Origin of the sequence: Micromonospora sp. NPDC053740, assembly GCF_040677775.1 — a bacterium.
Classification (GTDB): domain Bacteria; phylum Actinomycetota; class Actinomycetes; order Mycobacteriales; family Micromonosporaceae; genus Micromonospora; species Micromonospora alfalfae.
This window is the reverse complement of record NZ_JBFASO010000015.1, coordinates 36301-47612: the sequence shown is the minus strand read 5'-3', so window position 1 is coordinate 47612 and position 11312 is coordinate 36301. Positions and strand designations below refer to the sequence as shown.

Annotated in this window: 9 protein-coding genes; 5 read left to right on the top strand and 4 right to left on the bottom strand. The window is 71.5% G+C overall.

Annotated elements, in window-relative coordinates:
- Positions 1-2: 2 nt before the first annotated feature.
- The 4 genes from AB0K35_RS31535 to AB0K35_RS31520 all read right to left on the bottom strand — a co-directional run bounded on the left by AB0K35_RS31535 (position 3) and on the right by AB0K35_RS31520 (position 4242).
- Positions 3-1070: an NADH:flavin oxidoreductase/NADH oxidase gene (locus AB0K35_RS31535; protein ID WP_238671725.1), complete on the bottom strand. Its 1068-nt coding sequence runs from the start codon at positions 1068-1070 to the stop codon at positions 3-5.
- Positions 1071-1139: 69 nt separating this feature from the next.
- Positions 1140-2432, bottom strand: a complete 1293-nt coding sequence (locus AB0K35_RS31530) for a dicarboxylate/amino acid:cation symporter (RefSeq protein WP_357362756.1) — start codon at positions 2430-2432, stop codon at positions 1140-1142.
- A gap of 168 nt (positions 2433-2600) precedes the next feature.
- Positions 2601-3284 (bottom strand): DUF998 domain-containing protein, encoded by a 684-nt coding sequence (locus tag AB0K35_RS31525; RefSeq protein WP_238671726.1) that lies wholly within the window; start codon positions 3282-3284, stop codon positions 2601-2603.
- Positions 3277-4242: a glutathione S-transferase C-terminal domain-containing protein gene (locus AB0K35_RS31520; protein WP_363890032.1), complete on the bottom strand. Its 966-nt coding sequence runs from the start codon at positions 4240-4242 to the stop codon at positions 3277-3279. Before AB0K35_RS31520 ends, AB0K35_RS31525 begins: the two co-directional genes overlap by 8 nt.
- Before the next feature lie 105 nt (positions 4243-4347).
- Here AB0K35_RS31520 and pcaF point away from each other — a divergent pair, with 105 nt between their 5' ends.
- The 5 genes from pcaF (at position 4348) to AB0K35_RS31495 (ending at position 11299) form a co-directional block, all read left to right on the top strand.
- A complete protein-coding gene (gene pcaF, locus AB0K35_RS31515) occupies positions 4348-5553 on the top strand; it encodes a 3-oxoadipyl-CoA thiolase (protein ID WP_363890029.1) in 1206 nt (401 codons plus the stop codon).
- A gap of 110 nt (positions 5554-5663) precedes the next feature.
- Positions 5664-6476 (top strand): SAM-dependent methyltransferase, encoded by an 813-nt coding sequence (locus AB0K35_RS31510; RefSeq protein ID WP_238671729.1) that lies wholly within the window; start codon positions 5664-5666, stop codon positions 6474-6476.
- A gap of 4 nt (positions 6477-6480) precedes the next feature.
- Positions 6481-8739: an EAL domain-containing protein gene (locus tag AB0K35_RS31505; RefSeq protein WP_363890026.1), complete on the top strand. Its 2259-nt coding sequence runs from the start codon at positions 6481-6483 to the stop codon at positions 8737-8739.
- Between the two features lie 117 nt (positions 8740-8856).
- Positions 8857-9357: a DUF456 domain-containing protein gene (locus AB0K35_RS31500; RefSeq protein WP_238671731.1), complete on the top strand. Its 501-nt coding sequence runs from the start codon at positions 8857-8859 to the stop codon at positions 9355-9357.
- A 355-nt stretch (positions 9358-9712) separates the two neighbouring features.
- Positions 9713-11299, top strand: a complete 1587-nt coding sequence (locus AB0K35_RS31495) for an amino acid permease (protein ID WP_238671732.1) — start codon at positions 9713-9715, stop codon at positions 11297-11299.
- Positions 11300-11312: the final 13 nt, after the last annotated feature.

Below are 11312 nucleotides of genomic sequence, written 5' to 3'. Positions count from 1 at the left end.
GATCAGGAGGCGCGGGCGTACTGGGCGGGGCCGGAGTACGCGACGCCGAGCTTCGCGGCGGCCCGGCGCGGCCAGTACGGGTCGCGCAGCAACTCCCGGCCCAGCAGCACCAGGTCGGCCTCGCCGCTGGCGACGATCTGCTCGGCGTGCTCGGGCTCGACGATGAGGCCCACCGCGCCGGTCGGTACGCCGGCCTCGCGGCGGATCTGCGCGGCCAGTGGCACCTGGTAGCCCGGGCTGAGCGGGACGCGCTGGTCAGTGCTCACCCCACCGGAGGACGCGTCGACCAGGTCGACGCCGACGCCGGCCAGCTCACCGGCGAGCACCACGCTGTCCTCGATCGTCCAGCCGCCCTCGACCCAGTCGGTGGCGGAGATCCGGGTCAGCACCGGCACGTCCTCGCCGACCGCGGCGCGCACCGCGCGGGCCACCTCCAGGGTGAGCCGCATCCGGGCGGCCCGGTCGCCGCCGTACGCGTCGGTGCGGTGGTTGGTCAGCGGCGAGAGGAACTCGTTGAGCAGGTAACCGTGGGCGGCGTGGATCTCCACGGCGGCGAAGCCGGCGTCCAGCGCGCGAACGGCTCCGGCCGCGAACGCCTCGACCACCCCGGCGATGCCGGCCTCGTCGAGGCTGGTCGGCGTCCGATAGTCGGCGGTGAACGGCTCCGGGCCGGGGGCGACGGGCGTCCAGCCACCCTCGGCGTCCGGCACGCCACCGCGCTGCGGCGCCCACGGCCGGTAGGTGGAGGCCTTGAAGCCGGCGTGCGCGAGCTGCACGGCCGGCACCGCGCCGTGGGCGGCGACGAACGCGGTCACCGGTCGCCAGGCGTCGACGTGCGCACCGGACCAGAGGCCGGTGTCCTGCGGGCTGATCCGGCCCTCGGGGAGTACGGCGGTCGCCTCGGTCAGCACCAGGCCGGCGCCGCCGACCGCGCGGCTGCCGAGGTGGATCAGGTGCCAGTCGGTGGGCAGGCCGTCCGGGCCGGCGGAGTACTGGCACATCGGTGCCATGGCGATCCGGTTGGGCACTGTGACAGCGCGCAGGGCCAGGGGAGTGAACAGGGAGCTCATCGCATCATCCTCTCCGACACGGCGACGGGCCCCCGGGGAGAGGGGCCCGTCGCCGCACTGGTGAATCGGTCAGGCAGGAACGGGGCTGAGCTCGGGCCGGTTGTTGGCTACCGGCTCCGGCTCGGTCAGGTCACGCCGACCGGCGGACTCGTACGCCTCGCGGTCGAGAATGCCCTCGCGGGCGGCGACCACTGTCGGCACCAGCGCCTGACCCGCGACGTTGGTGGCGGTGCGGATCATGTCCAGGATCGGGTCGATGGCCAGCAGCAGGCCGGCGCCGGCCAGCGGCAGGCCCAGCGTGCTGAGGGTCAGGGTGAGCATCACGATCGCGCCGGTCAGGCCGGCGGTGGCAGCCGAGCCGACCACGGAGACGAAGGCGATCAGCAGGTAGTCGCCGATACCGAGGTGCACGCCGAAAACCTGGGCCACGAAGATCGCGGCGAGGGCCGGGTAGATGGCGGCGCAACCGTCCATCTTCGTGGTCGCGCCGAAGGGCACAGCGAACGAGGCGTACTCGCGGGGCACGCCGAGTCGCTCGACGGAGCGCTGGGTCACCGGCATGGTGCCGACCGAGGAGCGGGACACGAAGCCCAGCTGGATCGCCGGCCAGGCGCCGGCGAAGAAGCGCACCGGGTTGAGGCGGCCGGCCAGGATCAGCACCAGCGGGTAGACCACGAACAGCACGATGGCGCAGCCGACGTAGACGGCTGTGGTGAACTTCGCGAGGGGGGCCAGCAGGTCCCAGCCGTACGAGGCGACGGCGTTGCCGATCAGGCCGAGGGTGCCGATCGGGGCGAGCCGGATGACCCACCAGAGCGCCTTCTGGACGATCTCCAGCAGGGAGCGGTTCAGCGCCACGAACGGTTCGGCGGCTTCGCCGACCAGCAGGGCCGCGGCACCGATGACGACGGCGAGGAAGACGATCTGGAGGACGTTGCCCTCGACGAACGCGCCGACCGGGTTGGTGGGCACGATGCCGGTGAGGAAGTCGGTCCACGAGCCGGTGTTCTTCGGCGGTGCCGCGCCACCCAGGTCGAGGGTCACGCCCTTGCCCGGGTTGGTGAGCAGGCCGAGGCCGATGCCGATGCTCACCGCGATCAGCGCGGTGATGCCGAACCACATCAGGGTCTTGACGGCGAGCCGGGCGGCGTTGGCGACGCCGCGCAGGCTGACCACGCTGACCACGATGGCGGTGAAGACCAGCGGCGGCACGGCCAGCTTGAGGAGTTGGACGAAGAGGCTACCGACTGTGTGCAGGGTGCTGGTCAGCCAGCTCAGGTCGTTGCTGCGGGCAAGGAAGCCCAGCGCGACGCCGAGCACGAGGCCGAGCAGGATCTGCACGGAGAAGGGAATTTTGCGCAGGCTGAAGGGCATGAAAATGTATCCAATTGTCCGGTCCGATCGGGGCAGGCGTAGGAACGCGGCTAGCCCGGACAGATGCCACTGGCCTGTAGTCGGAGATCGACATACAGGCGGACAGTGAGGCCCCAGACATTGGTCATCGCTGGCCGACGATACGCCGATTCCCGCTTATCGGAAGGACCGGACGGCGTGAGGCTCCTTACAGAGGGCCAGCGCGGTGGCGGTGCCCAGGCCCCACAGCACCGCGAGGGCGAGGATCAGCCGTTCCAGCAACCCCACCACCGGGCCCCGACCGATCACGAGCATCGCCAGCCCCACAGTGGCACAGAGCGGCAGGGCCAGCACGGCGGCCACCCCGGCCAACCGACGCACCGTCCGGCCGGCCGACCCGGAGACGGCCAGCGTGATCATGGCAAAGACCACCGCCGCGGTCGCCGCGATGCTCGCGCCGCCGTGCACCAGGTCCGCCGTCGTCGCGCGCTCGAACGGCGGCAACGGGCAGCCGCCGGAACAGGTGACCGCCCCGGACACGGCGGTGAACACGGCCCCGGTGGCGAGCAGCGCCGGTGCGGCCGCCCACACCCCGGGAGGCAGCGCCGCGCCGATCAACAGCAACGCGCCGGCAAGCGCCAGGATCCCGATCCGGTACGTCGCGGCGTGGGCGCTGCCGGCGATGCCCGCCTCGCTGACGTACCCGGTGAGCCCTGGACCGGGACCGGCGACCACGGCGAGCGTCACCGCCACCGCACCGGCCAGCGTGCAGCCCGCCGCCGCTGACCCGGCGACCCGGCGGGCGACCTCGCCGCGGGCCCTCGGCACTGTCGGGGCGGCCGGCCGACCCGGCTCAACCACGCCCGTGCGGCGTGCTCCAGCCGGATTCGTCCGGCCCGAGTGGCACGATGCCGCTGGGATTGATCTCCCGGTGCGTGCCGTAGTAGTGCCGCTTGATGTGGTCGAAGTCCACCGTCTCGCCGAAACCCGGCGTCTGGAACAGGTCCCGGGCGTACGCCCAGAGCACCGGCATCTCGGTCAGCTTGTTGCGGTTGCACTTGAAGTGCCCGTGGTACGCGGCGTCGAAGCGGACCAGCGTGGTGAACAGCCGCACGTCCGCCTCTGTGATCGTGTCGCCCATCAGGTAGCGCTGCCCGGCCAGCCGCTCGGAGAGCGTGTCCAGCCGGGCGAAGAGCGCCCGGAACGCCTCGTCGTACGCCTCCTGGGAGGTGGCGAACCCGCAGCGGTAGACGCCGTTGTTGACGTCGGTGTGGATCTCGGCCATCAGCGCGTCCATCTCGGGGCGCAGCGCCTCCGGGTAGAGGTCCGGCGCCCCCGCCCTGTGCAGCGACCGCCACTGTGTGGAGAAGCCGAGGGTGAGCTGCGGATAGTCGTTGGTGACCACCCGTCCGGTCAGTGTGTCGACGAGCGCCGGCACCGTCACCCGGCCGGTGTAGTCCGGGTCGGTGGCCAGGTACGCCTCGGAGAGGAAGCTCACCCCGAGCACCGGGTCGAAGCCATCCGGGTCGAGGGCGAACGCCCAGCCCCGCTCGTCCCGGATCGGGTCGACGGTGCCCAGTGAGATCGCGTCGTCCAGCCCGAGCAGGCCGCGCACGATCCTCGCCCGGTGCGCCCACGGGCAGGCCCGGCACCAGATCAGCCGGTAACGGCCGGCCTCCAGCGGCCAGCGGTCCTGCTCGTCCGGGCCGCCGCCGGGTGGCGAGGTGGAGTCGGCGGTGACCCGACCGGTGAACCGGTTCGGCTGGCGGACGAACGCGCCGCCGCCGCTGGTCTCTGCGCTGAACTGGGCCCGGGCCATGCCGTCAACCTATCCGCTGCGGGCGCGGATATCCTGGCGCCGGCAGCCCTCGTGACCCGGTGGGCGTGCCCCACCCCCGCCGTCTGCACCCCCTAAGGACTCGCGATGACCGTGGCATACCTGGTGGCCGGTGTCCGCACCCCGATCGGCCGGTACGCGGGCGCGCTGGCCGGCGTCCGCCCGGACGACCTGGCCGCGCACGTGATCCGAGAACTGGTCGCCCGCCACCCGTCGGTGGACTGGGCCCGAGTCGACGACGTCGTGCTCGGCTGCGCCAACCAGGCCGGCGAGGACAACCGCAACGTGGCCCGGATGGCGGCGCTGCTGGCCGGGCTGCCCGAGGAGGTGCCGGGCAGCACTGTCAACCGGCTCTGCGGCTCGGGCCTGGACGCGCTCGCGAGCGCCGCCCGGTCCATCGTCGCCGGGGACGCCGAGCTGGTGATCGCCGGCGGGGTGGAGAGCATGAGCCGGGCGCCGTTCGTCATGCCGAAGGCGACGTCGGCGTACTCCCGCTCGGCCGAGGTTTACGACACCACCTTGGGCTGGCGGTTGGTGAACCCGTTGATGCGTGACGGGTGGGGGGTCGACTCGATGCCGGAGACGGCGGAGAACGTGGCAGCCGAGTACGGCGTGAGCCGGTCCGAGCAGGACGCCTTCGCGTACCGGTCGCAGCAGCGTGCGGCGAAGGCGCAGGCCGACGGCCGGTTCGCCGAGGAGATCGTGGCGGTGTCAGTGCCGGCCGGTCGTCGGGAGACCCGGCTGGTCGATGTCGACGAGCACCCTCGTGAGACCACGCTGGCGAAGTTGGCCGCGCTGCCCACCCCGTTCCGCGACGGCGGGACGGTGACCGCCGGCAACTCCTCGGGCGTCAACGACGGCGCTGTGGCGTTGCTGGTGGCCAGTGAGGCGGCGGTCGCCCGGTACGGCCTGACCCCGCTGGCCCGGATCGTCGGCGCGGCGGCGGCCGGTGTGCCGCCGCGGATCATGGGAATCGGCCCGGTGCCGGCCACCCGCAAGCTGCTCGATCGCGTCGGCGTCGAGTTGGGCGCTGTGGACGTGGTGGAGCTGAACGAGGCGTTCGCCGCGCAGTCCGTGGCGGTGTTGCGTGAGCTGGGGCTGCCGGTGGACGCCGACCACGTCAACCCGAACGGTGGGGCCATCGCGCTGGGGCACCCGCTCGGCGCCAGCGGCGCCCGGCTGGCGCTGACCGCCGCCCTGGAGCTACGCCGTCGCGGTGGCCGCCGGGCTCTGGCCACCATGTGCATCGGCGTTGGTCAAGGCATCTCGCTGTTGCTGGAGTCAGCCGCCTAGAGTGGTCCACACCACACGACCCGCGGGTCGACCGGTGCCCACGCGTGCCCGCTGCGCGCCCCGACGCCGGTGCCGTCCCGCGCCGCGGCGATGAACTGGGGAGCACGCTGATGCCGGACGGACTGCCGACCGAGATCGATCTGACCAGGCCGAGCGCGGCCCGGGTGTACGACTACTTTCTGGGTGGAGCGCACAACTTCGAGATCGACAGGCAGTTGGCGGAGCAGATCGCCAGCATGACCCCGAATCTCGCTGCCACCATGCGCTCCGGTCGGGAGTTCCTGCGCCGGGCCGTTCGGGTGCTGCTCGACGCCGGCATCGACCAGTTCCTCGACATCGGCTCCGGAATTCCCACCGTGGGCAACGTGCACGAGGTGGCGCAGGGAGTGAACCCCAAGGCCCGCGTCGTGTACGTCGACATCGACCCGGTGGCGGTCGCGCACAGCCGGGAGCTGCTGGCTGGCAACGAGCTGACCGGTGTCATCCACGCCGACCTGCGTGAGCCAGAGCGGATCCTCGCCGAGACCCGACAGCTCGGGCTGATCGACTTCACTCGTCCGATGGGCATCCTGCTGGCCGGGGTGGTGCACTTCATCCCGGACGCCGACCGACCCGAGGCGATCCTGGCCACCCTGCGGGCCGCCGCCGCGCCGGGCAGCTTCCTTGTCGTCTCCCACTCCACCTTCGAGGACCAGCCGCAGGAGATGCTGGACGCCCAGCGCCTCTCCGCCCGCACCGCCACCGAGATCACCCTGCGCTCCCGCGCCCAGGTCACCGGTTTCTTCGGCGACTGGACCGTCCTGGAACCGGGCGTGGTGCACATGCCGCTCTGGCGCCCGGACTCACCGTCCGACGTGGACGAGCACCCGGAGCGGTTCGGTGCCTTCGGGGGCGTCGCCCGGTACGACCAGCCCGCCGGCTGATCTCGTGGCCGCCGTCCCGGATCCCGCCGGGGTCGATGCCGGCCGGGATCCCGCCGGGGTCGATGCCGGCCGGGATCCCGCCGGGGTCGATGCCGGCCGGGACCCCGCCGGGGTCGATGCCGGCCGGGACCTCGCCGGTTGGGCGGACGCCCAGGGCTACGCCGCCGACTGGGCCCGCGCGGTACGTCGACTCGGTTTCGTGCCGCTCAGCGTGGCCGAGACCGAGCGGCTGCTGCTGGCGCACACGATCCGGCTGGCCCAGGCGGTACGGGCGGAGCCGTTCAGCGCCCACCCGGCCGAGGAGGTCGGGCGGGCGCTGGTGGAGGCGCACCTCACCGAGCCGCAGGCCCTGGAGTGGACGCTGCACGCGCTCGGCGCGACGTTCGGGCGTCGGGTGCTGGGTGACGGTGACCGGCCGGCCGACCTCGCCGACCGGATCGCAGCGGTGCAGGGCGGGCTGGCCGCCGGGTTCGCCCGTGCGCTGCGCGACCGCACGTTCAGCCAGCAGGAGCGGATCGCCCGGTCGGCCTGGCAGGCGCGCGACGAGGTCGAGCAGGCGTTACGCGAGAGCGAGGCACGGTTCCGGGCGGTGTTCACGGGCGCCGCGATCGGGATCGGGATCGCCGGCGTGGACGGTCGGATCATCGACGTCAACCAGGCGTTCGCCGACATGCTGGGCTACTCGATCGAGGAGTTGCGCGGGACCAACGTGGCAGGGTTGGTCCACGCCGACGACGCGGCCGGGATGTGGGAGCTCTACCAGGAGATGATCGAAGGGAAGCACGACGCGGCCCGGGTGGAGAAGCGTTACTACCGCAAGGACGGCACGACGGTCTGGACGGATCTGGCCGTCTCGCTGATCCGACACGATGGCCGGCCGCGATTCACCGTCGCGATGATCGAGGACATCACCGAGCGGTACGAACTCCAGCAGCGGCTGCGCTTCCAGGCCCTGCACGACCCGCTGACCGGGCTGCCCAACCGGACGCTGTTCTTCGAGACGTTGGGTCGGGTGCTCGACACCGCGGACGCCGGGCAGCGCGTCGGGGTGTGCTTCCTCGACCTGGACGGCTTCAAGGCGATCAACGACAGTCTCGGCCACGACCTCGGTGACCGGCTGCTCGTGATGATCGGCCGACGGCTGGCCGCGTGCGTGGCCGACCACGGCCACCTGGTCGCCCGGATGGGGGGCGACGAGTTCGTGATCCTCGTCGACGGAGGGGACGACACCGACGACCCGGTCTCCGTCGCGGAGGCCGCGCTGGCCGCCGTCGCGGCCCCGGTCCACGTCGGTGAGCACCAGTTGGCCGTCTCGGCCAGTGTGGGCATCGTGCAGTGCCCGGCCTCGGAGACCAGCGCGTCCGAGCTGATGAAGGCCGCGGACACCACGCTCTACTGGGCAAAGGCGGCGGGCCGGGGCCGGTGGGCGGTCTACGACCCCGAGCGCGGCGCCCGGGACATCGCCCGCTCGGCGCTGGTCGCCGGGCTGCCGGCCGCCCTGGAGCGGGGCGAGTTCGTGCTGCACTACCAGCCGATCGTGTCGCTGCTGGAGGGCACCATGCTCGCGGTGGAGGCGCTGGTCCGTTGGGAGCATCCGGAGTTGGGCCTGATCGGGCCGGACCGGTTCATCGGCCTGGCCGAGGAGACCGGCCTGATCGTCCGGCTCGGCGAGTGGGTGCTGCGGCGGGCCTGCGAGGACGCCGAACGGTGGTGGCGGGAGTTCCCCGACGCCCGGCTGGTGGTCAGCGTCAACCTGGCCGCCCGGCAGGCCGACGAACCGGCCATCGTGGACACTGTCGCCGACGCGTTGCAGAGCAGCGGGCTGCCCGCGGAACTGCTGCAACTGGAGCTGACCGAGAGCGCCGTGATGGGCAGTGCCGGTGAACCCCTGCGCAGCCTGCACCGGCTCGCCGCACTCGGCGTACGGCTGGCGGTGGACGACTTCGGCACCGGGTACTCCAACCTGGCGTACCTGCGCCGGTTGCCGATCCACTGCCTGAAGCTCGCCGGTCCGTTCGTCGAGGGCATCCGCGCGGACGGGACCGACGTGGCGGCCGACCACCGCGACGAACGGATCGTGGACGCGTTGGTCCGGTTGGCGCACGCCCTGGAGCTGTGGGTCACTGCCGAGGCGGTGGAGACCGGCGTGCAGGCGGAACGGCTGCGGGCGCTGCGCTGCGACACCGGGCAGGGCCGGTACTTCGGTGCGCCCGCCCCGGCCGAGGTGATCACCGCCCGGCTGCGCGGCGGAGCGTTGGCGTGAACGAGCGAACCAGCGGGCACGGCAGCGTGGCGCGAAGCGACGGCACGGAGCGAAGCGGAGTGCTGGCGTGAGTGGAGGACCGTTCCGGTCCGGAGGGTGGCGACGGAGGGTGGCGGCGTGGACCTGACGGACTCGCAGACGGCGGTGACGGTGGTGGCCGGGCTGGCCATCCTGGCCGGGTTGGCCGGCGTGGTGGTGCCCGGTCTGCCGGCGCTGCCGCTGTGCTGGGGCGGCGTGCTGCTCTGGGCGGTCTTCGGCGGCGCCGGCCTGGGTGGTTGGGCGGTGTTCGCCGCCGCCACGGTGGTCGCCGGGGGTGGCGCCGTGATCAAGTACGCGTGGCCGGGCCGGAATTTGAAGCGCACCGGTGTGCCGACGTCCACGCTGCTCGCCGGTGGGGTGCTCGGCATCATCGGGTTCTTCGTGGTGCCGGTCGTCGGACTGGTGCTCGGCTTCGTCGCCGGGGTGTGGGCGGCCGAACGGCTCCGGCTGGGCAGTAACCAGCTCGCGTGGCCCTCGACAGTGCAGGCCCTGAAGGCGGCCGGCCTGTCGATGCTTGTGGAGTTCCTGGCCGGCCTCCTGATCGCGGCCTTCTGGGCAACCGGCCTCCTCCTGACCTGACCCCCCATTCCGGTCGGTGATCAAGAGGTTTGCGTCAAAATTCGGGCCCGGTTTGACGCAAACCTCTTGATCAACACGAGGAGAAGAGGGGGCGCGGGGCACTTTTCGGGTACGGCGGAGTGGCCGTACGTGAGAGAGAGGCGTGCCCCGCGCCACCGGGTCGGGCGGTCCGAGCGCCCGGGATGGGCCCTTGTCGGGCCTGGTCACTGGTCCAGGATGCCGGGCGGGGTGGCCGGTCGGCAACGCAATTAGCCCGACGGCCGAGAGAATCCCACCGACTACGTATTGACCGCCTTGATCGGCCGGGTCGACACTTTGCCCACTCGCACGCGGAACCACCTCAGGGAGGTGTGCAGTGGCCACGACACCCGTGCCGACCGCCGAGCAACCTTTGGACGACGACGCCCGGCGGCTCGCCGAACTCGGCTACAAACAGGAGTTGCGCCGTAAGTGGAGTGGCTTCTCCAACTTCGCCATCTCCTTCTCGATCATCTCGATCCTGGCCGGCTGTTTCACCACCTTCGGTCAGGCGTGGAACAACGGCGGACCGGTCGCCATCTCCTGGGGCTGGCCGCTGATCTCGCTGTTCATCCTGATCATCGGCTTTTGCATGGCGGAGTTGGTGTCGGCGTACCCGACCGCTGGTGGGATCTACTGGTGGGCGGCCACCATGGGCCGCCCGGTGCACGGTTGGTTCACCGGCTGGCTGAACCTGATCGGTCTGGTCGCGGTCACCGCCTCGGTGGACTACGGCTGTGCGACGTTCCTCAACCTCACCCTGTCGGCGCTCTTCGACGGTTGGGCCGGGACGCTGCGGCAGGCGTTCATGCTCTTCGTGATCATCCTGGTGCTGCACGGGCTGATCAACATCTTCGGGCACCGGATCATCGACGTCCTTCAGAACGTCTCGGTCTGGTGGCACGTGGCCGGCGCGGCCGTCGTGGTGGCCATCCTGGTGTTCGTGCCCGACAACCACCAGAGCTTCCAGTTCGTGTTCACCGAGCGGTTCAACAACTCCGGCTTCGGCGACGGGGACATCGGCGGGCTGACGTTCTGGTTCTACGTGTTGCCGCTGGGCTTCCTGCTGACCCAGTACACGATCACCGGCTTCGACGCCTGCGCGCATGTCTCCGAGGAGACCCGGGGCGCCTCCCAGGCAGCGGCCCGGGGACTCTGGCAGTCGATCTTCTACTCGGCTGTCGGCGGCTGGATCCTGCTGCTGGCGTTCCTCTTCGCGGCCACCGACGTCGAGGCGGTCAACGCCGCGGGCGGCTTCTCCGGCGCGATCTTCGAGTCCGCGCTGACCCCGGTCTTCTTCAAGATCGTCATCATCATCTCGACAATCGGCCAGTTCTTCTGCGGCATGAGCTGCGTGACCTCGATGAGCCGGATGGCGTACGCGTTCAGCCGGGACCGTGCCGTACCCGGATGGCGGCTGTGGTCGACTGTCGACCGCAACGGCACCCCGGTCAACGCGATCATCGGCGCCACGGTGGCCGGCCTGGTGCTGACCCTGCCGGCGCTCTACGAGAGCTCCGCCGGTATCCCGATCGCGTTCTACGCGGTCGTCTCCGTCGCGGTGCTCGGGCTCTACCTGTCGTTCCTCATCCCGATCGCACTCCGGCTGCGGATGGGCGACCGGTTCGTCCCCGGGCCGTGGACGCTGGGCCGCAAGTACAAGCTGCTCGGCTGGATCGCGGTGATCGAGATCGCGATCATCGCCGTCTACTTCGTGCTGCCGATCGTGCCCGCCGGGGTGCCCGGCAACGACCTGTTCACCTGGTCGGCGGTGAACTACGCGCCGCTCGCCGTCGGCGGGGTGCTCCTGGTCGTCGCCGTCTGGTGGTACGCCTCGGCCCACAAGTGGTTCACCGGCCCGGTTCGTACCGTCGAAGAGCCCGCTGTGGCGGACGACCCGGCGCCGGCCGACGGCCCGGTCTGATCGGCACCCGGCG